We start from the raw sequence: 21,336 nt of genomic DNA, 5'->3' as shown, positions 1-21,336 counted from the left end.
TTCACCTATTAACCGTTTATTCTACTTTTAATTCTCTGTACAATTATTTCTACGCTCTCTGTAGTTCTTACAAGTATAAAAATGGTATTATCTCCTGCAACCGTTCCCGCAATATCTTCAAATCCTAAACTGTCTATTGCTTCTGCTGCAGCTGATGCACCACCTGTAAAAGTTTTAACAACAACCATTTTGTCTATATTTTCTACATGTGTAACTGCATTAGCTAGGATATTTTCCAATTTATCTGTAAGTTTACTAGACTCATTAGTTGGTACTGCATATTTATATTTACCATTTGCCGCTTGCATTTTTATTAACCTTAAATTTTTTATATCTCTAGAAACAGTAGCTTGCGTTACATCAAACCCTTCATTTCTTAACGCATCTGCTAAATCCTCTTGAGTTTCTATATCTTTTAATTTTATTATTTCTAGTATTTTATCATGTCTTTTTGATTTCAAATGTACCACCCTCTTAATTATTTAGTATTTTCTTTCTCAACACTTGAAAATAATCGTAATTATTAAATTGAATAATTTTAAATTCTTCTTTAGCTCTTTCTACCTTAATTATATCCATTTTTTCAACGTTGTAAACTTCTTGACCATCTACTGATAAATATACACCTTCTCCAGACTCATCATAATCTGAAATGACTTCAACTTCACTGTACCCATTTAGTACAATTGTCTGCATACTCCTTTGATGAGGACATATAGGCGTTAACAATATTACATCTAAATTAGGATAAATAAAAGGCCCTCCAGCTGAAAAAGAATAGGCTGTTGACCCTGTTGGAGTTGCAACTATAAGTCCATCGCCTTTAAATTCTGTGTAATATTTACCATCGATATTAATTTTAAATTTAGCCATTCTTGATAAAGTTCCTTTTGTAATAACAACATCATTTAACGCTGTTAATTTATAATCCAAACTACCTATTTTTGATTGAAGCATCATTCTACTTTCTACTTTATAATCTTTATTTTTTAGATTTTCTAATGCATAATCTATATCATCAATATCTACACTACTTAAAAATCCTAAATTTCCAATATTTATCCCAAGTATTGGTGCATTAGTAATTTTAGAAATATTTCTAGCGACACCTAAAAGAGTTCCATCTCCACCTAAAGTAACAACTAAATCTAAACATAAATTCTCAATATTCAAATTTAAAGCATCTAAAACCACTACATCAGAATCAACAAAATAGTATTTTATCTTAGCTACAACCATATTCGTTATATTACCATCTTTATCTTTGTACGGATTAACCGCAACCCCTATTTTTCTCATATCTTCCTCTCTTAGATATCATTATGCGATGCATTTACTATTTCTTCTACATCTTCTCTTTTGAAATTAGTTTCTTTGTTTAAATCTTTAGTAAAGTAAACTAAGTACTCAATATTCCCTTCTGGACCTTTAATTGGTGAAAAACTAAGATTTATAATATTCAAATTATTTTCTAATAAAAAATCAACAATGCCATATACTACTTCCTTATGAATGCTTAGTTCTCTAACTACACCTTTTTTACCAACTTTTCCTTTTCCCGCTTCAAACTGTGGTTTAATTAACGCTACTACTTCACCTTCATTACCTAGTAGATTAATTGTAGCTGGCATAATAGTTTTTAATGAAATAAATGAAACATCTATTGACGCAAAATCAATTTTCTCACCTATATCTTCTGGAGTAACATACCTTATATTAGTTCTTTCCATGCATACGACACGTTCATCAGTTCTTAATTTCCAAGCAAATTGTCCATAACCAACATCTACTGAAAATACTTTTTTTGCTCCGTTTTGAAGCATACAATCAGTGAAACCACCTGTTGAAGCACCGATATCCATACATACTTTTCCTTCTAATGTTAAAGGAAACTCTTTAAGCGCTTTTTCAAGCTTTAGCCCACCTCTACTTACATATTTTAACTTTTTTCCTTTAAACTCAATTTCAGAATCAATATTTACCTTAGCACCTGGTTTATCTACTCTTTGTCCATCAATAAAAACAAGTCCTGCCATTATACTTGTTTTAGCCTTTTCTCTCGACTCTATAATTCCTTTATCTACCAATAGTATATCAAGTCTTTCCTTTTTTTCAGCCATTTCAAACTCCTTTAAATCATCTTTAATACTTCGTTTTTGATACCTTCTGCATCAAGGCATTCTTCTTTATATAAAATATTAACATTTCCTTGTTCAATAAATTTTTCATACCCTAACGCCTTAAACTTTCCTTTAAAATCGTACTCGTTTAATTTTTCCAAAACGCTAGATCCAAATCCACCTCGTAAAATATTATCTTCAATAGTTATAATTTTATATCTTTCATCACTTAATTTTTTAAGTAAAGTATCATCAAGTGGTTTTACAAATGTTGCATTTACAACCATAACATCAACGCCTAATTCTTTTAAGATGTCTACCGCTAATAGTGAATGTTGTGTCATCTTTCCTACAGAAATAATTGCAACTTTGCTATCCCCACCCGATTCTACAACTTCCCATTTCCCGTCTTTTATTTTTGTTAAAGGTCTTAACCCTTTAATTACATCTCCACCTCTTGGATATCTAATAGCAACTGGTGAGTTCTTTTGAAGTGCGTACTCTAAAAGTATTTTAACTTCATCTAAACATTTCGGCGCTATTATAGTCATATTAGGTATTATAGATAGGTATGATAAATCAAATATTCCTTGATGTGTTTCCCCATCTTCACCAACTAAACCTGCTCTATCAATTGCAAATACAACTGGTAAGTTTTGGATGCATACATCATGTAAGATTTGATCAAACCCCCTTTGTAAAAAGGTTGAATAAACAGCAAATACCGGTTTTAACCCTCCACAGGCCATCCCTGCTGCAAGTGTTACTGCATGTTCTTCCGCAATTCCTACATCAAAAAAATTATTAGGGAAAAGCCTTGAATACTCGTTCAACCCTGTACCATCAGGCATAGCTGCTGTTATTGCAACTATATCTTTATCCTTCTTAGAAAGTTCTACCATTGCATCTCCAAATGCCTTAGAATAACTTTTAGAAGATTTCCCTATTATTTTACCGCTTTCTGCATCAAAAGGTGAAATTCCATGATACTTACAAGGGCTAGCCTCAGCCAAATCATATCCTTTTCCTTTTTTAGTTATTGTATGTATAATAACAGGGCCATTAATCATTTTAGCTTTCCTAAAAACCTCATTCATAGCAGCAATATTATGCCCATCAATTGGGCCTAAGTATTTGAGTCCCATATCCTCAAAAAGCATAGATGGAACAACTAATTGCTTAATACTATCCTTAACTCTAGATAGTTTTCCAGCAATATTTTTACCAACTTTAGATTCATTTAATTTATGATTTACGTCTTCTTTTAATTTATTGTACTTAGGTTCCATCCTTAAATTATTTAAATATGACGATAACCCTCCTACATTGTCTGAAATAGACATTTGATTATCATTTATAACAATAATCATTTTGGTCTTGTTATAACCAACATCATTTAAAGCCTCTAATGCCATTCCACCTGTTAAAGCTCCATCACCAATAATAGCTACTATTTCATTATCTTCTCCTTTTATATCTCTTGCCCTTGCCATTCCGAGCGCTGCAGATATACTTGTGCTACTATGTCCAGTATCAAAAGAATCATACTTACTCTTTTGCCTTTTTGGGAATCCACTCATTCCATTATGCATTCTTAAATTATCAAACTGATTTAATCTACCTGTTAATATTTTATGGACATATGTTTGATGTCCTACATCCCAAACTATTTTATCTTTTTCTAAATCAAATTGATTGAATATACTTAATGTAAGTTCAACAACTCCAAGATTAGATGCTAAATGCCCACCTGTTTTAGAAATTGACTCTATTAAAAAATTCCTTATTTGACAAGATAAATTTTCCAATTCATTTAGATTAAGATTCTTAACATCATTGGGAGTTTTAATCTCTTCTATTAACTTTTTCATATATCCCAACCCTCTTTAATATTCTCTATTTAATAATAACTTTGTTAACTCTTTTAACTCATCGCAGTTTACCGATAAAGAATTGATTAATTCTAAACATTCTAAAGTTAAATTATTACAAAGAGTTTTACATTTATCTAATCCATAAAAGGTAATAAAATTACTCTTATCTTTCTCAGAATCCGCACCAGTTTTTTTTCCTAATTTCTTTTCATTACCAATTACGTCTAATATATCATCTTTAATTTGAAATGCCAAACCAAGATTATATCCGAAATCACTTAGTTTTTTCAAATCTTTTTCAGGAGCCTTCCCCATAACTGCACCAGCTAATATTGATGCTCTAATAAGTTCAGCTGTCTTTTTCAAATGCATATAATTAAGTTCTTCTATAGGAATAGCTTTACCTTCACTTATTATATCTACAATTTGACCACCAATCATCCCATCTGCACCTGCTGCTTTAGATATAATACTTCCAGCCACTAAATGCTCTTTACCATGCTCAATTGCTGATTCAAACATATTAACCATAGCTTCATTTAAAAGTGCATCACCTGCTAAAACGGCTATGTTTTCACCATAAACTTTATGGTTTGTAGGTTTCCCTCTTCTTAAATCATCATCATCCATACAAGGTAAATCATCATGAATTAATGAGTAAGTATGAATCATTTCTACAGCTGATGCCATTTTCATTGCATTTTTATATTCGTTCATATAAGAGTTATAAACAAGAAGTAATAATATTGGTCTAACACGTTTACCACCAATATTTAAGCTATAATCTTGTGCCTTATATATAATATCATTAAAGCCTTCTTTGTCTGTAAAGTAATTTTTTAAATATTTATCTATTTCTAGCTTTAAATAATTAATTTTCACCATTTTCACCTAACTCCACTTCTTCATTATCTCTTACTATAGATAACTTTCCTTCATATACGCTTAATGTTTTATTTAATTTATTTATAAGTTTAATTCCCTTTTCATATTCTTTCATAGAATTTTCTAGAGATAATTTATTGTTATCTAAATTATCAATTATTTCATTTAATTCTTTATACATGTCCTCATAACTAACTTTTTTAGCCATTATAATCCTACTCCTTTGATTTAAACTCCCCAATGATAGAACCATCTTTTAAAATTATCTCAATTTCACCTGCTTTTAATAGTTCTTTTTTAGAACTTACAATTTTATTTTCTTTTTTTATAACTGAGTAACCTCTATCTAATATTTTTAAAGGACTTAACCCATCTAATTTACCAATCATAATTTTAAGATCTGATCTAAATTCAAATAATTTACTTTCTATATTTGAATTTAATTTTTCTTTTAATCTATCGATTTCTATCATTTCATTAGATATCTTATATTCTGGTGAGTTTATATTTAACCTATGAGTTGCAATTTCTAACAAACTCTTCTTACTAGTTATTATACTATCCATACTTTTTATTAGCAAAGTTTTTAAATTTTCAGCTTTATCTTTTAAATCTTTACTATCTTTAACTGCTATTTCAGCAGCTTGTGATGGCGTCGCTGCTCTTACATCAGAAACAAAGTCAGCTATAGTAATATCTGTTTCATGGCCAACTGCAGAAATTACAGGAATTTTAGAATCAAATATAGCCCTAGCAAGATCTTCTTCATTAAAATTCCAAAGTTCCTCCATAGAGCCTCCACCTCTGCCTATTATAATTAAATCCACTGATTTGTTTTTATTAAAATAATTTAATCCATCTATTAAGCTTAAGTACGCTCCATCTCCTTGAACTTTAGCTGGAAAAAGTACAATATCAATAGTTTTATTTCTGCTCTTAGTTACATTAATAATATCATGTATAACAGCCCCAGTTTCTGAAGTAATTACTCCGATTCTCTTTACATCGTCTGGTATAGGCTTTTTCTCCATGATATTGAATAAGCCTTCTTTTTCTAACTTTTCTTTTAGAATTTGATATTTTATATATAAATCTCCAAGACCGCTATTTTGTATTTCTGAACAATAAAGTTGCATACTTCCATTAGCGCTATATACAGAAGCTCTAGCCTTTACTATTACACTCATACCATCTTCCATTACAAAATCTAAATTATATGCATCATTTTTGAACATAACACAATTTATTTTACTATGATCATCTTTTAAAGAAAAATATATATGCCCGCTTGAATGATATTTTAGATTAGAAATCTCTCCTTTTACAGAGAGATTATTTAAAATAAAATCATTATCTAAAATTTTTTTTATGTAATTATTAACTTCAAAAACACTTAAAACCTTAATCTTCATAATTCATCAAAGCCTCACATGAATTTTTAATCAGTAAAGTTGTTGTTAATGCGCCTACACCACCTGGAACTGGTGTAATAAAAGATGTTTTTTCTTTAACATTTTCAAAATCAACATCTCCAGTTATCTTACCTTCAAACTCTGATGTTCCAACATCAATTACAATAGCTCCTGTTTTTACAAAATTAGAATTTATAAATTTAGGTCTACCTATCGCAACTACTAAAATATCTGCTCTTTTGCAGACCTCTTCTAAATTCTTAGTTTTAGAATGACAAACTGTAACAGTAGCATTTTTTTCTAAAAACATTTCTATTGCTGGTTTTCCAACGATATTACTTCTACCTAGAATAACAACTTCTAGTCCCTGTAAATTCACATCTAAACTTTCAATAAGTGTAATAACAGATCTTGGTGTACATGGAAGAAATGATGCTTCACCTGAAAAAAGTTTACCTATCGATTCATAAGTTAAACAATCTATATCTTTTAATGGAGATATTGTATTTACAACTTTTTTTTCATCAATCCCTTTTGGCAATGGTAATTGAAGCATTATTCCACTAATAGTTTTGTCATTATTTAGTTCTTCTATTCTATCTATTATATCAATTTCTGATATATTATTATCTAATATAACTTTTTCAAATAATACCCCAACAGAATTTGAAATCTTCTCTTGACTATTGATATAATAAATAGACCCTGGGTCATTACCAACTAAAACCGAAGCAATTTTAGGAAGTTTTTTTCCTTCCTCTTTTCTTTTTTCAACAATAGCGTTAATATCTGTTTTAATCTTTTTTGCAACTTCTCTTCCATCTATAATTTTATACACCTAAATCCCTCACTTTACATTTTTAATATCTTATCTAAAACACCATTTATAAATGATACTGATTTTTCATCTGAATATTTTCTAGCAAGTTCTAAAGCTTCATTTATAGCTACTTTATCTGGAACATCCTCAACAAATTTCATTTCATAAACACCTAATCTTAAAATTGCAAGATTTATCTTAGAAATTCTATCTAAAGTCCATTTTTGTAAATTTTGCTTTATTAAGTCATCTAATATTTCTTTTTTCTCTTCAATTCCCTTTAAAGTATTATTAATATAATCTAAATCTAAACTTTTTATATTGCCTTCATAATTATCAACAAAAGTTTCTATTGCTTCCTCTGGCGACTCCTTTGATAACATCACACTAAATGCTAATTCCATTGCTTTTTCTCTTGATAATTTTCTACTCACTTTTTTTCCTCCTATAAGTTACGCACTTACTAAATTAATTTTTTAACAAGGAAACACCCTCTGAAATTCAGAGGGCGAAATTACTTTTCCTTAAATTCTTTTTCGTGGTCTTTTGGCAAATAGATGTTTTGTACAAAAACGTCAACACCATCTACAACTAACCCCGTCATAGCTTCAACTGTTCTTTTAACATTTTCTTGAACTTGAGCTACAACTTCCAAAATCTTTACACCATACTCAACAGATACTTCCATTTCTATAGTTGCTCTATCTTCTTCTAAAGTAACTCTAACTGACTTACCTGATGATTTCTTTCCTTTAAGTAATTGTGAAATGTTATTTGTAACCCCATGTTGGAATTCTATAACTCCCTCAATTTCTTCAGCTGCAATACCAGCTATAACACTTACGACTTCATCAGAAATTTTTACAACACCGATGTTTTCGTTATTGAAATTATCCATTACGTCTAACCTCCTAGGTTTTGAAATTCAAAACTCTTTATCTTATGAATATTATAACAAATAAATTTTTACTTTACAATGAATTATTTTTTCACTTCAATATACACATCACTTATATTTGCAACATCCTCAACAATTTCTTGAATTTGTACTGATGTTTTTGTATCAAGTTCCTTATTAGATTTTACAAATACCTTTGCTCTATCACCTTCTATATAGCATATAGCATCTTCAAACCCTTGGTTTTTCACATTTATCTCAATTCTATTTTCACTATTAGTTTGAGTACTCTTTTTAACTAATTCATCTTGCGCTTTTTTCTTTTGATCCTTTGAAGTGTTCTTATCTGCAACTACAGCTTTTAAACTATCTACAACTTCAGCATCACCTTGTTCTTTTTCACTTCTTGAGTCATAAAAAAAGTCTTTTTCTTCTTGTACTTTCTCTTTAGAAGAGACTTCTTTAGTTTGTGGTGCTATAGAAGCTAAATCACCTGGGTTATTTATACCACCTTTGTTTAATTTAATTGCTAAAATACTCACACATACTATTAACCCCAATAGTGTAAATATTATTCCAAATTGTTTACTGTTCATTTATTAAACCCTCCAATCATTTACTTATTAATTTATATGCTAATTAGATTTTGGATATACATTAACTTTATTAAGTGGAATATTATATAGGTCAGAAACTGCTTTTTCAATATTATACTTAATTTTACTTATTGAAGCGCCCTCTGCTATAACTATTACACTTATAACCTTTGGTTTAATAGTTTGAGTTACAAATGGTTTATTTTCACCATTTTCAGTACTCATAACTATATTTTCTCCTCCATTTTCTTGATTTGTTTTTCTTTTACCTCCCTCCTTATCAGTTTCTTCTGTAGTAGACTTTTGCACATCACTATTGTAAGCTGGAATTTTTTCTTCTCCACCTTCAAATGTCATCATTACAGATACCTCTCCTACACCTTTCATTTCTTTTAATATACTTGTTAATTTTTCATTTTGTTCTTTTTCATATTGATCTTTAATGTTCACTTCATTAATTAAATTATCTGAAGAATTATCTTTTTTTGATGTTAACTCTTCTTTTTTAGGACTAAAAAAACTTATTGATATTAGTATAAAAATCAATATTAATGATATAACTAAAATCATAGTAAAATTTTTTTGCTTAAATACACTTTTTAATTCACCTTTTAATTTCGAAAAATCCACTATTTTCCCTCACTTTCCCCTTCATAAATATTCACTTCCTCATTTTTTAAGTCAAGTTCTTTTTCTACAAATTTTTTTATTGACTTATATTCGTCATTTCGTAAATTCCCATCTTCTTTTGTTAAATCAACTTTCTTTATTTTCTTTATGCCCTTGTTAACTACAAAAATATCAATTTTTTCTATTGTGTAATCAAACGTTTCATAATCTACATTGCATTTAGATTCACATTTAAAATTGTAATTTTCGAATTCTTTTTTTAATAAATTCTCAATGTTTCTGTTTAAATTAACATTAAAGCTTTTTTCATTAATTTTAGAGTTATCGCTTGCTCTTGCATTTGATTCTATCTCACTTTTATTTATATATTTTGAAATTGAATTTGTAATTTCACTACTTCCACCCTCTACAAATGAAAGAATAGGATTTAGTATTACCGCCGTTAAAATTAAACCCATAACAAATTTTACGTATTTTTTAAAACTATTATCTGGCAAAACAAGTTCCACTGCGGAAATAAATATTATTATTGTAATTAAAGTTATAATAAAACTTTTAAGTAAATCCATCTTATCCTCCAACCACAAATTTGCTTGCTTGTGCTATTATTCCGAGTAATATAAAAAACATAAAACTTACTGAAATTACACAAGAAAGTAATAGTGTCATAGAATCGCCAACTACAGAAATAGATGAAGTTATTCGTTTATCACTTATAGGCTCTATTAAAGCAGCTGATATTTTGTATATATAAGTCATAGCTATCAATTTTATTATTGGATACAAGATAATTAATAATATTACTGTTAACCCAAGCCCTGATATTGCATTTTTTATTATTAAAGAATATCCTGCAACTGATGTTATAGCATCTGAAAATGTTTTACCAACTATAGGAATAAAATTGTCTACAGCAAATTTTGTTGTTTTTAATGCAACTGCGTCCATAGTATCTGCTGTAATTCCCCTTATAGTTAATAATCCTATAAAAAATGTTATAATTAGTCCTTGTAGTAACAACACAGTTTGTTTTGTAAGCTTACATAAATTATCTATTTTATGCTCTTCTGAAATATTATTTGCAAACTGAAGTGCGCAATGAATTAAAATCAAAGGTATTATCACAGCTTTATATATTTTAGGTATTAAAGTCACTGCCCCAAGTACTAAAGGATCCATTGTAGCAGCCTGAACAAGTCCACCAGATATGGCTATCATAGAAACGAGTACTGGAAGTAAAATAGCCATAAAATCACAAATATTTTTGATTACTTCTGTTGCCACTCCTATAGAAATCAAAAGGCTTCTTGATAAGATAACTATTAAAATTGAATAGCATGCAAAAAAAGCTATATTAGATATACTCTCATTTTTAAATGCATCTTGTAAATTTTTTAGAAATGAACATAGTATTGCTACTGTTAAAACTGACAACATTAACTTCAATACAACCTTGATTTCCTTGAATAATATATTTAAAATTAGTGTTATTATTTCATTTAACCCTATTCCACTTTCGCCTCTTTCAATATAATTATTTATTAACTCCTCCGGATTGATGTTTCCTAGAGTCTTATTCTCCACTTTTATTTTGTTTATATAATCATAAAGAGACTTAAGTTTTTCTGAATTTTCTTCTATAATATATTTTTCTGTGTTATCACTATTATTATTTTCGGTGGCAAATGCTTGTTCTGGTTTTAATAAGAAGCCTACTTGAAATAATAAGATGCATAACACAATGAAAATACTTAATCTTTTATTTTTCATAAAATCACCTATATTATTTTAATAATGGAATCTAAAACAGCCATTAATATTGGGATCGCTAAGCCTAGTATCATTATTTTCCCTGCAAATTCCACTTTAGATCCAATTGAACTTACTCCTGCATCCTTGCATATTTCACTTGCAAAAGATGCTAGATATGCTATAGCTATTATTTTTAAAACAATTCCTATATAAACTGTATCAATTCCTGCCTTGTTTGAAATTTCTTTTAAAAAATTTATTATTCCTCCTATTTCTCCAAGCATTAGTGTAAAAATTAATACCCCAGCTGATAATGCTACTAATATTGCCACATCACTTTTTCTATCCTTCAATATAAGAAAAATAAACAGAGCTATAAAGGCTATAGAAATCACTCTTAAAATCAACATAAAATCACCTACAAAATAAACATTGTTTTAATTGAATTAAATAAATCTCCAATTAATGAAATTACCATTATTAGTATAACTATTATCCCAACTAAATTTGTTATAGTTGCTATTTCTTTTTTTCCTCCAGCTTCGAGAACTTTATCAAGTACCATCATTATTATTCCAGCACCTGCTATTTTAAATATTATTCCTATATCAATCATAATGCCTCCTAAATTAAAAATATCGATATCATACTACCTATGCAAAAGCCTAAACTTTTATATACTTTACTATTTTTCTTTGATTCATCTTCTGCTTCTACAAGATTTAAAGCAATTCTTTTATTTATAAGTCTAAAAACCTTATCTTGATTTTCTAAATTTGTATCCCCTAAACTTTGTAAAAAGTCATCTATGATACTATAGTCATCTTTTAATAAAAACAATTTTTCTCGTTCCTTTAAATATTCCTCTTCAAATGCATCCTTTATATTATTACTAACGCCCCTTAAAAGCTTGTCAGCTACTTTAATGAGAATTTCACTTATTGGTGAATTCACTTTGCTTCCTATCATAAAGAGTGCCTCAGGTAAATTCGTATTGTTAAATAAAACTTCATTTTCTAAATGCATAATGCTTTTTTGTATCTCTTTTAACTGTGTAACTCTCTTTTTAAACCTATCTGAAATCATTATTCCTAAATATGTCGAAAGACAAGTTATGATACATAAAATAACTATCTTAAACATTTATACACTCCTTCACTTTTATCTAATGAATATATGTTCATCACATTTCCAACTTTACCTAAATTACCTAAAACAACTATTATTTCAATTATTTTTTCTTCTATCAAATTTCTCATATTGCTCCTTTTTGATATATCATCAAAACTTTCACCATGTATTGAAACAATTACATTAACTCCAGAATTAAATGCTACCTTCAGAGCTTCAACATCATCAAAACTTCCAATTTCATCACAAATCAAGACTTCTGGAGATAATGATCTAATTGCCATAATCATACCATCTGTTTTTTGGCAGTTATCTAATACATCCGTCCTTATACCTACATCCATTTGCGGTACTCCAAGATACGATCCACAAATTTCACTTCTTTCGTCGACTACAACTACCTTTTTGCCATTTAATTTAAACTTACTATTACCATTAGAAATTAATCTAGATAAATCTCTAAGAATAGTCGTTTTACCACACTTAGGTGGCGATATTATTAAAGTGTTTTTAACCTTATCATTATCTACAATATAATTAAGTAATGGAATTGAAGATCCTATAAATTCTCTTGTTACTCTTATATTGAGGGAGGATATGTTCTTTATTGTTTTTACTCCATCTTTATCCATTACACATTCCCCTGCAATTCCAATTCTATGTCCACCTTTAATTGTTATGAATCCTTTTTTTATATCTTCTTCATAGGCATACAATGAATAATTTGATATTCTTTGTACAATAAATTTAATATCATCTGTACTTATGACTTTATCTAATATATGTTCTGCGCCTTCTTTAATAATTATCACAGGTTTGTTTATCCTAACTCTTATTTCTTGAATGTGTTCTTTTTTAAAGCTTAAAATCTTTCTCTTTAAATCGTTTGGTAATATTTCTAAAAAAAACTCATCCATCTACTCACTTCCTCCTCTAAAGATTATTCTTTATAATTAATATTTAATAAACCGTAGAATTATTACTATAAATAATAAAAATATGTAAAATAAAAAAAAGCACAGATTATTCTGCGCTTTTTTACTTAATATTTTTCCCACAATAAGGACAAGGAATATTTTCATTTTCATTCATAGCGGATTTCTCAATAAATATTGGTTTACTGCACGAATTACATGTAATTTCAACATATTCATCTTCAATATCATCTAAATCTTCAAAGGACAACTCTTCGAATAATTCTTCTTGTATTCCTGAAAGGTCATCATCCATATATTGAATATTCTCTTGTATTGCTTCCTGATTAACAGTTAACTCTTCAACCTTTAGTGATAATCCATCTATTACTTCTAAAAGTGAATTTAAAATCATCTTCTCATTAGACTCTTCTAATTTTTTTACTGAGCTTCTTAATGATGAAATTTTATTTTTAAAATCTTCCATTTTAACACTTCCTTTAATATTAAAATTGCTAAGTTCAACAGAACTTAGCAATTTACGTTATTAAACTCTTTCCATGTACTCGCCACTTCTAGTATCTACTCTTATAGTGTCACCTTCGTTTATGAACATAGGTACGTTAATAACAGCACCAGTTTCAACTGTAGCTGGCTTTAAAGAATTTGTTGCAGTATTCCCTTTAACTCCTGGTTCAGTATGAGTTATAGTTAACTCAACAAAGTTTGGAGCCTCAACTGAGAATGCATCACCTTTGTAGAATTTAATAATTGCAAACATATTTTCTTTTAAATATTTGATAGCTTCTTCTACTTTTTCAAAGTTTAATGGAATTTGCTCGTATGTTTCTTGATCCATGAAATAGTATAATTCTCCATCATTATAAAGATATTGCATTTCTTTTCTTTCTATAACTGCTTCTTGGAACTTAGCAGTTGGGTTAAAAGTCGTTTCAGTAACTCCTCCTGAAATAACGTTTCTTAATTTTGTTCTTACGAATGCTGCACCTTTTCCTGGTTTAACGTGTAAGAAATCGATTACTGTGTACACTTGTCCTTCGTGTTCGAAAGTTGTACCTTTTCTTAAATCTCCTGCTGATATCATAAAATATCCCTCCAAAAGTATAAATTCATTCCAACTATATATGTTTATAACAATTATAATCATATTTTGGTTTCTTCTGACATAACAATGATATTTTATCAAAACTAAAGTACAAATGCAATTACTTAATAATTTTATTTAATACTTATTTAAAATTTGAAACATTTATATTCATTATTATTTCTATTTATTTTAAATATTATTCTTAAGATATTTCTGCAAAAACATCATAAGTCTTCCCATCAAAATCAACTTTATAATTAGTTATTTTATATTTTTTTAAAATATTTAGACTTTGTATTGATTCATCATAATTTCCTGAAATATTAACTCCTATTTTTTTACTTTCTTTATTTGTAATTTCAATTATATCTAAATTCCTAATTTTTTTTAACTCTTTTATGGTATGATTAAAATCTAATTCCGGTTGTTTTTCTATAATTTTTATGCTTTCAACAGTTTTAACCTTTGAATTTTCATTTACATATACAAACACTTGAAATATTGATAGTCCCATTAAGAGACATAATATAATTTTCCTTTTATTCAAATGTAACTTCATATTCTTCTCCTTCCACTTTAATTATATTAAAACTTTTAACCGTAGATAATTCCTTTAATGAATCCAAAGTCTTTAATTTCATTTTCCCAATACCATCTTTTATCTCTGATTTACTTCCATGACTATTTATAAACATTAAAATTTCAGATATTTCATCATTTTTAGAAGTTACCTCTTTTTCAACGCTTTCTTTATTTATTGATTCTTCTGTAACATTTTGATCCTTGTTTGATATGTTAAAAGACAAAAGTATTATATTCAATAAAATAAAAATTTTGACATATGTTGATAAAGACTTTTCAGATTCTTTTATTGAATTTGCACTACTTCTATTTGAAGTAAAATTTTTATATTTCTTCATTTAACTCTCCTTAAATTTTAATGTCTCTGTATCAAATATATATTCTTCTTTAATTTCTTCATTATAACTTTCATAGCTAACGCCACTTAAATAGTTATTGTTAAATTCAAGTATCAATGTTCTATTTGTAATTTTAACTTTAGTATTAACTTTATTCTTTATACATTTTGAAATATATAGCTCTATGGGAATTACCTTTATATTTTTTCTACCTACTATATCATTTAAAAGCTCACATTCTTTATATATGTATATATAAGTTTCTTTACTTCTTTTATCAATTTCATAATGCAAAAGTACATTTTCATATTTAGTTATTATTTCTTTTTCTATATATTTTTCAATTTCATCTCGCTTAATTTTGCTAATTTTAAAAATAATTAGTTCTGAATAATTTAAAATGATAGTTTTTATTTCTTTTATCTTTAAGTCTAAATTGTCTATATTTTTATATAAATTTTTTTCATCAATTATTAATTTTTTCATATTTAACCTCCACAGACGGTAAAAGCACTATACTATCACCCTTTTTGAATTCACAATTTTCTATATTACAAGAACAAGCTTCCCCATTTATATATCTCAAGTTTCTTGTAGTATAGTAATATTTATCTTTATAATCTAGCCTAAAATTATTATCCTTTTTAACATAAACAAGCTTAGAATCTGAAACTTTTAATTCAAATCCATCTTTTAGTACGTTCTTTACATCTAAATCTATAAGTTCCCTATTCACAACTGTTATTACATCTTGTAGTTCTTTATTTTCATAATATAATATCCCTTGACTTATATTTTCACCCATAATCTTCCCTCTACGAATTAATAATGCACTAGTTGAAAATGCAATGGCTATTATAATAAATAAAATCAATATTGAATTTATTAATACTATACCTTTTCTTTTTATAACCATATAATTTCTTCAACTCCTTTTATATCAGCCTTTGCATATATAAGTTTTCCTTTATTATAGAAAGTTATATCGTTAATACCTTTTGCAATAACAATTTCCCCAATTAGGTATTGATAACCATTTTTATAGGTATATTTTTCCTGTACCAAATTATTGTTTTTAATACTTAGAACAAAAAAATCATCATATGAAGTTGTTTTTTTTATTTTACTTATTATTTGTTTTCTAGAAACCTCATGAGATTCAATCATTTCACTATTTAATCTGTTTTTAATATCTATACCTATATCATTTATTTTGCATTCATTCAAATTTAAATCTTCAATATATTTCTTATGTTTAATTGAATCTAAGTACAATGTCGTAGAAATAACTAATACAATGGATATCATTGAAATTGAAATTATTAATTCTATTAACGTAAATCCTTTAGATTTTTTCCATCCAAAATTCTTTTTTAAAATCATCTTTATAAATAATATCTCCTTTTTCTATTATCTCAAGTGAAATATTCATACTAGTGTCGTCTTTTTCATTTAACTTTATTTTAAACTGCCTTTTTTGTTTATCTTGATTGGTAATTAAATCTTCTAATTTGTTTATTAAGATGTTTTCACTAAAATCATTTAAATCTATGAATAATTCACCTTTTTTATTTGTTATATTAGATAGATCACACAAACTAATATTATATTTAATTTCATTTTTTATTATTTCAATATTTTTCTTTTCCTCTTCTAAAGCATTTTGAAACTTTATATGTTTATAATCTGTTGAAACCACTTTAACTAAAAATGAAGAGGTTAATACCAAAATAAAACATGCTGCAATTACTTCAATTAACGTAAATCCTTTATCTTTATGGTTTTTTAACATTGATATAATCTCCTTCCACAGGCCTTGATATAGAGTATTCTTTATCCCCATCTTTAAACATCCAAGTAAACGGCTCAATCCTTCCATCACTTTTAATTAAAATATCTCTCTTTATACTATTAAACCTCAAATTACTTGGTATTTTTATACTATCTTTTACTTTGCTACTTATAGATAACTTTATTTTTTTTGTATTTTCGTCAATTATTATATTGGTATTTATACTATCTGATACTGAAATCTTTTTACCGGTTGATATAAGTATTCTTAGTTCTGATATAAATTGTTCGTTAGCATTATCATTTTTTATGTTATACAGCCCTTTAAATGTCACTGATCCAATAGATGATAAGATTAACATTATAGATAAAACTGCTATAAGTTCTATTAAAGTGAACCCTTTATTTTTCATTTTGATCACCCCACGTTATACATGCTATCAAATAACGGTAAAATAAATGATACTAAAAATAATAAAACGAGTATTGCCATTATAATTATTGCTAAGGGTTGTATTAACTTTCCAAGCTTATCTATAAAAACAGCATTCCTATCTTTTAGTATTTTAGTCGTCTTTTTTAAGCTTTCTTCTAAAGTTCCGCTACTTTCTCCTATTTTTATCATAGCTAAAGAATATTCACTTAATTCTTTGCAATGAATTGCAGCATCACTAAGGCTTATACCTTTAGTAATATAGTCATTAATAACATTAAGATTTTTATCATTGTTACTATTTGTGCAAATCATTAATCCCTTAGATAAATTTATTCCGCTTGATAGTATCATATTTAATGTAATAATTAATTTATACTCTATTATTGATTTTACAAAATTATTTTTACTTATAGCTATTTTAAAGTATTTCCTTATATATTCTTTTAAAAATATTACTGGTATAGCAACTCCCCATAGAACAATTAAAAGGCTTACTTTTATAAAATTTTCCTTTAAATATAACGATGCTTCTAAAATTAGCTTCGTATGTGCTGGTAAACCTTGGTTGTTAGTTAGCATATCTGAAAAGTTAGGTATTACAACGAACACAAACACATTTATGATAATAAACATTGTAATCATTAAAAATGTGGGGTAGATACAAGCTCCTATTATATCTTTTTTTAACCTATCCATCTCCCAATAATAATCACCAACTTCTAATAGTATCTTAGATAAATTGCCCGTTTCTTCACCGGACCTAACCATCTCAATAAAAAAATCAGGATATAATTCACTGAATTTAGAAAATGCATCACACAAACTACTTCCCTCTAAAATATCTTCATATATAAAATTCAAACTTTTCTTATAACGTTTAGATAATGGAAAATCCTTCAAAATATATATTGATGATGTTATGCTCATTCCTTCTCCATAAAGCATTGCAAGATTAGAAGCTATAATATTAATTTCCTTTGAAGAATCCTTTTTAGATAAAAACTTCATATGATGTATTCTCCTTTTATAAAATCTTCATAAATTTCTATAGATATTTCTCCTTTTTTAAGTAGTGTTAAAACCATATCTACCATTTGTTTATTACTAAGTTCATTCAATTTTTCCTCTGTCATAAAATAATCTATATAATGAACAGCAGATATTAATTTTCTACCCGAGTTCCCTGTAAAATTACAACTTTCACAGCCTTTTGAAGCGTAAACTTCCATATCTCTATTTTGAAACGCTATTCTTTGCTTAACTTTACAATTATTACACAATACTTTTATTAATCTTTGTGAAATTAACCCAATAATTGCATCCTTTATTAAATATTTTTCTACTCCCATTTCTTCAAGCCTATAATACACTTCTTTTGATGATTTTGTATGAATTGTAGTATATACTTTATGTCCTGTAATTGCCGCTCTAACAGCTATTTTCGCCGTTTCTTCATCCCTTATCTCACCAACCATAAGAATGTCTGGATCTTGCCTTAATATGCTCCTTAACCCATTTGAAAAATTGAGTCCTGCTTTTCTATCTAAAGAAATCTGGTTTATATTTTCTATTAGCACTTCAACTGGATCTTCAATAGTTGTTATATTTGTATTTGTGTCTTTAATAGACTCTAAAATTGTATATAAAGTAGATGATTTCCCACTCCCTGTAGGACCATTAACCAATACAATTCCTCTTTTAGAATTTATTATTTTATATAAATTCTCATTTTGTTTTTCTTCGAGATTTAATCCCTCAATTGTATAGTTATAGTTTTTATATAATATTCTTAATACTATTTTCTCACCATAAACTAAAGGCAATGTCGAAACCCTTATACTATATGTTATATCAGTAAAATCATATTTAAATTTACCATCTTGGGGTAGTCTTTTTTCTGTCATGTCCATATTACCCTTTATCTTTATCCTAGATAACATTTCTTTATACTTATCATTTCTTATCTTAAAGAAAGTGATTAAATCACCATTAATTCTAAATCTAACTTTTATACTATCTTGAAAAGGTTCAAAATGTATATCACTTGATTTAAGGCTTATTGCTTTTTCAATTATCTGTTCCTCGATTTTATATACAGTTTCATTTAATAGAATACTATCCTTAATTTTTTCAAGTTCATTGCTTCCACATTTTTTTAAAATTATTTCTTTATTATAGAGAAACTTCAAGTAATTTGTATCATCTGTATTTAAATTACCAACACAAAATATACTATTACTTTCAGCGTATACCGGATATAATTTTAAATCTTTTATTTTGTTTTTTGGCAATTTATTTATTATATCTAAATCTAATAGATTAATTTGATTCAAATTATCACCTCCTATTACAATACTTACCATATTTTTACTTTTTAAACGCAAATAAAAAAAGTTACAGCAAAAACTGTAACTTTTTTATATCTATAAGATTATGCAAATTAATCCGCCACTACCTTCGTTAATGATTTTTTGTAACGTTTTTTGTATTTTAACTTGAACATCTTCTGGCATTTTATATAATTTATTTTGTAGCCCCTCTTTAACTAATACTTCTAAAGATTTACCAAACATATTACTTTGCCAAAGCATAGCTGGATCATTTTCAAACTGCTCTAAAAGTGATTTGACTAAATCTTCTGATTCTTTTTCAGAACCCATTATAGGACTTATCTCTGTTTGGATATTAGCTTTTATAAAGTGTAGTGATGGTGCACTAGCCTTTAATTTAACACCATATTGACTGCCATGTTTTACAATTTCAGGTTCTTCAAATTTCATTTCTTGAATCTGCGGTGCAACTAAGCCATATCCTGTTTCATTAACATCTTTTAATGCATCTTTTACTTTGTCATATTCTTTTTTGTCGTGATTCAATTCTTTTATTATTGATAATAAATCATTTTCAGATGATACATCCAATTCACATATTTCACTTAAAATTTTATAAAAAATATCTTCTTTTGGTTTCATAAGAATATCTGCTGTACCTATACCTAAGTCTATATCCTTTATAGAAATATCCCCCAAATTTTCTTCGTCAAACAAACCATCAATTACGTTTTTGACATCTCTAATTTTTGATATGTTTTTGCTCATTCCTTTAATTATGTTGAAGAAATCTTTTTTTAACCAATGATCTGCCTCTAATTTTTCTAACCACTCTGGCATATTAATATTTACTTCTTTAATTGGAAACTCTTTAAGTACTTGTTTAAATAAAGATTCAATGTCATCTTCATTCATATTTGAAATATCCATAGGTTTAACAGATACATTATATTTCTTTTCCATTTCATCTTTTATATTTTTAGTATCCGCAGATTTTGGATTAGCACTATTTAAAACAACTACGAAAGGTTTATCTATAGATTGAAGTTCATTTATAACTCTTTCTTCTGCTTCTAAATAATCTTCTCTATTTAAACCTGTAATACTTCCATCAGTTGTTATTACAAGACCAATAGTAGAGTGGTCAGTAATTACTTTTCTAGTTCCGATTTCTGCTGCATCTTCAAAAGGTATCTCATAGTCATACCATGGAGTATTAACCATTTTTGCAGTTTCTCCATCTAAGTATCCAAGTGCCTCCTTAACAATGTATCCAACACAGTCAACCATTCTCACCTTAAATCTTAATTCATCATCCAGATTTATTTCAACGGCTTCATTTGGTACAAATTTTGGCTCTGTAGTATGAATCATTTTCCCAGAACCACTCTGTGGCAATTCATCTTTAGCCCTTTCCTTTTTGAAGGAATTATCAATTTTAGGTATTACCATTATGTCCATGAATTTTTTTATAAAAGTTGACTTTCCAGTTCTAACTGGTCCTACAACCCCAACATAAATATCTCCTTGTGTCCTCTCAGATATGTCTTTATAAATTTTAAAGTTATCCACCTTGTTTCCTCCTAACTATTTTATAACAATATATATATATTCAATATTTATAAAATAATTACAATTTAAACTTTAAATATTTTTCTAAAAATAGCATATTTTATTAATATATGGTAAAATTTATTTAACAACATTTAGGAGGTTCAT

The 21,336-nt window shown here is 27.5% G+C and carries 30 protein-coding genes; all 30 read right to left on the bottom strand.

The annotated features are described in order from the left end of the window. Positions 1-8 precede the first annotated feature (8 nt). A complete protein-coding gene (locus INR60_RS04610; protein ID WP_194190301.1) occupies positions 9-461 on the bottom strand; it encodes an arginine repressor in 453 nt (150 codons plus the stop codon). A 13-nt stretch (positions 462-474) separates the two neighbouring features. After that, positions 475-1,299 (bottom strand): NAD(+)/NADH kinase, encoded by an 825-nt coding sequence (locus tag INR60_RS04605; RefSeq protein ID WP_194190300.1) that lies wholly within the window; start codon positions 1,297-1,299, stop codon positions 475-477. 11 nt (positions 1,300-1,310) lie between these two features. Beyond that, positions 1,311-2,120, bottom strand: coding sequence for a TlyA family RNA methyltransferase (locus tag INR60_RS04600; protein ID WP_194190299.1), 810 nt, complete (start codon positions 2,118-2,120; stop codon positions 1,311-1,313). Between the two features lie 11 nt (positions 2,121-2,131). Then, positions 2,132-3,991 carry a 1-deoxy-D-xylulose-5-phosphate synthase gene (dxs, locus tag INR60_RS04595; protein WP_194190298.1) on the bottom strand — a complete coding sequence of 620 codons (1,860 nt, stop codon included), beginning with the start codon at positions 3,989-3,991 and terminating at the stop codon, positions 2,132-2,134. 15 nt (positions 3,992-4,006) lie between these two features. Further along, entirely contained in the window at positions 4,007-4,876 is an 870-nt protein-coding gene (locus INR60_RS04590) for a farnesyl diphosphate synthase (protein ID WP_194190969.1), read from the bottom strand. Continuing rightward, positions 4,866-5,087: an exodeoxyribonuclease VII small subunit gene (gene xseB / locus INR60_RS04585; protein WP_194190297.1), complete on the bottom strand. Its 222-nt coding sequence runs from the start codon at positions 5,085-5,087 to the stop codon at positions 4,866-4,868. Before xseB ends, INR60_RS04590 begins: the two co-directional genes overlap by 11 nt. Positions 5,088-5,094: 7 nt before the next feature. Then, the gene (xseA, locus tag INR60_RS04580) at positions 5,095-6,291 is read right to left on the bottom strand and encodes an exodeoxyribonuclease VII large subunit (protein WP_194190296.1); all 1,197 of its coding nucleotides are present in this window, start codon (positions 6,289-6,291) and stop codon (positions 5,095-5,097) included. Further along, on the bottom strand, positions 6,281-7,129 hold the full coding sequence (locus INR60_RS04575) for a tetrahydrofolate dehydrogenase/cyclohydrolase catalytic domain-containing protein (RefSeq protein ID WP_194190295.1): 849 nt from the start codon (positions 7,127-7,129) through the stop codon (positions 6,281-6,283). Before INR60_RS04575 ends, xseA begins: the two co-directional genes overlap by 11 nt. Before the next feature lie 14 nt (positions 7,130-7,143). Beyond that, complete coding sequence (gene nusB / locus INR60_RS04570) at positions 7,144-7,545, bottom strand: transcription antitermination factor NusB (protein ID WP_194190294.1); 402 nt, start codon at positions 7,543-7,545, stop codon at positions 7,144-7,146. An 80-nt stretch (positions 7,546-7,625) separates the two neighbouring features. Next, positions 7,626-8,009, bottom strand: a complete 384-nt coding sequence (locus INR60_RS04565) for an Asp23/Gls24 family envelope stress response protein (RefSeq protein ID WP_194190293.1) — start codon at positions 8,007-8,009, stop codon at positions 7,626-7,628. 83 nt (positions 8,010-8,092) lie between these two features. Continuing rightward, entirely contained in the window at positions 8,093-8,605 is a 513-nt protein-coding gene (locus tag INR60_RS04560; protein WP_194190292.1) for a SpoIIIAH-like family protein, read from the bottom strand. A 39-nt stretch (positions 8,606-8,644) separates the two neighbouring features. Continuing rightward, positions 8,645-9,235 (bottom strand): stage III sporulation protein AG, encoded by a 591-nt coding sequence (spoIIIAG, locus tag INR60_RS04555; protein WP_338015002.1) that lies wholly within the window; start codon positions 9,233-9,235, stop codon positions 8,645-8,647. Beyond that, positions 9,235-9,804: a stage III sporulation protein AF gene (gene spoIIIAF, locus INR60_RS04550; RefSeq protein ID WP_194190291.1), complete on the bottom strand. Its 570-nt coding sequence runs from the start codon at positions 9,802-9,804 to the stop codon at positions 9,235-9,237. The genes spoIIIAG and spoIIIAF overlap by 1 nt, the downstream gene beginning before the upstream one ends. A 1-nt stretch (position 9,805) precedes the next feature. Then, positions 9,806-11,005, bottom strand: coding sequence for a stage III sporulation protein AE (gene spoIIIAE, locus INR60_RS04545; RefSeq protein ID WP_194190290.1), 1,200 nt, complete (start codon positions 11,003-11,005; stop codon positions 9,806-9,808). Positions 11,006-11,013: 8 nt separating this feature from the next. Continuing rightward, positions 11,014-11,397 carry a stage III sporulation protein AD gene (gene spoIIIAD, locus INR60_RS04540; RefSeq protein ID WP_194190289.1) on the bottom strand — a complete coding sequence of 128 codons (384 nt, stop codon included), beginning with the start codon at positions 11,395-11,397 and terminating at the stop codon, positions 11,014-11,016. Between the two features lie 8 nt (positions 11,398-11,405). Next, entirely contained in the window at positions 11,406-11,603 is a 198-nt protein-coding gene (gene spoIIIAC / locus INR60_RS04535) for a stage III sporulation protein AC (protein ID WP_194190288.1), read from the bottom strand. Between the two features lie 8 nt (positions 11,604-11,611). Then, positions 11,612-12,130, bottom strand: coding sequence for a stage III sporulation protein SpoIIIAB (gene spoIIIAB / locus INR60_RS04530; protein WP_194190287.1), 519 nt, complete (start codon positions 12,128-12,130; stop codon positions 11,612-11,614). Continuing rightward, positions 12,118-13,035, bottom strand: coding sequence for a stage III sporulation protein AA (spoIIIAA, locus tag INR60_RS04525; RefSeq protein WP_194190286.1), 918 nt, complete (start codon positions 13,033-13,035; stop codon positions 12,118-12,120). The genes spoIIIAB and spoIIIAA overlap by 13 nt, the downstream gene beginning before the upstream one ends. A gap of 121 nt (positions 13,036-13,156) precedes the next feature. Further along, positions 13,157-13,519: a CD1247 N-terminal domain-containing protein gene (locus INR60_RS04520; RefSeq protein WP_194190967.1), complete on the bottom strand. Its 363-nt coding sequence runs from the start codon at positions 13,517-13,519 to the stop codon at positions 13,157-13,159. 60 nt (positions 13,520-13,579) lie between these two features. After that, positions 13,580-14,137 carry an elongation factor P gene (gene efp / locus INR60_RS04515; protein ID WP_194190285.1) on the bottom strand — a complete coding sequence of 186 codons (558 nt, stop codon included), beginning with the start codon at positions 14,135-14,137 and terminating at the stop codon, positions 13,580-13,582. Between the two features lie 205 nt (positions 14,138-14,342). Next, positions 14,343-14,699: a hypothetical protein gene (locus tag INR60_RS04510; RefSeq protein WP_194190284.1), complete on the bottom strand. Its 357-nt coding sequence runs from the start codon at positions 14,697-14,699 to the stop codon at positions 14,343-14,345. Next, positions 14,680-15,060 carry a hypothetical protein gene (locus INR60_RS04505; protein ID WP_194190283.1) on the bottom strand — a complete coding sequence of 127 codons (381 nt, stop codon included), beginning with the start codon at positions 15,058-15,060 and terminating at the stop codon, positions 14,680-14,682. Before INR60_RS04505 ends, INR60_RS04510 begins: the two co-directional genes overlap by 20 nt. Next, positions 15,061-15,546, bottom strand: a complete 486-nt coding sequence (locus tag INR60_RS04500) for a hypothetical protein (protein ID WP_194190282.1) — start codon at positions 15,544-15,546, stop codon at positions 15,061-15,063. Then, complete coding sequence (locus tag INR60_RS04495) at positions 15,527-15,865, bottom strand: hypothetical protein (protein ID WP_194190281.1); 339 nt, start codon at positions 15,863-15,865, stop codon at positions 15,527-15,529. Before INR60_RS04495 ends, INR60_RS04500 begins: the two co-directional genes overlap by 20 nt. Before the next feature lie 101 nt (positions 15,866-15,966). Further along, positions 15,967-16,443: a prepilin-type N-terminal cleavage/methylation domain-containing protein gene (locus tag INR60_RS04490; protein ID WP_194190280.1), complete on the bottom strand. Its 477-nt coding sequence runs from the start codon at positions 16,441-16,443 to the stop codon at positions 15,967-15,969. After that, a complete protein-coding gene (locus INR60_RS04485) occupies positions 16,406-16,852 on the bottom strand; it encodes a type II secretion system protein (protein ID WP_194190279.1) in 447 nt (148 codons plus the stop codon). Before INR60_RS04485 ends, INR60_RS04490 begins: the two co-directional genes overlap by 38 nt. Beyond that, complete coding sequence (locus tag INR60_RS04480) at positions 16,836-17,264, bottom strand: type II secretion system protein (protein ID WP_194190278.1); 429 nt, start codon at positions 17,262-17,264, stop codon at positions 16,836-16,838. Before INR60_RS04480 ends, INR60_RS04485 begins: the two co-directional genes overlap by 17 nt. Positions 17,265-17,269: 5 nt before the next feature. Further along, entirely contained in the window at positions 17,270-18,295 is a 1,026-nt protein-coding gene (locus INR60_RS04475; RefSeq protein ID WP_194190277.1) for a type II secretion system F family protein, read from the bottom strand. Further along, positions 18,292-19,620, bottom strand: coding sequence for a GspE/PulE family protein (locus tag INR60_RS04470; RefSeq protein WP_238480389.1), 1,329 nt, complete (start codon positions 19,618-19,620; stop codon positions 18,292-18,294). Before INR60_RS04470 ends, INR60_RS04475 begins: the two co-directional genes overlap by 4 nt. 90 nt (positions 19,621-19,710) lie before the next feature. Beyond that, positions 19,711-21,189 (bottom strand): stage IV sporulation protein A, encoded by a 1,479-nt coding sequence (gene spoIVA / locus INR60_RS04465; RefSeq protein WP_194190275.1) that lies wholly within the window; start codon positions 21,187-21,189, stop codon positions 19,711-19,713. Positions 21,190-21,336: the final 147 nt, after the last annotated feature.

Origin of the sequence: Clostridium chrysemydis (assembly GCF_015234215.1) — a bacterium.
In the GTDB taxonomy this organism is placed as follows: Bacteria; Bacillota; Clostridia; order Clostridiales; family Clostridiaceae; genus Clostridium; species Clostridium chrysemydis.
This window is presented reverse-complemented; position numbering and strand designations above follow the sequence as displayed.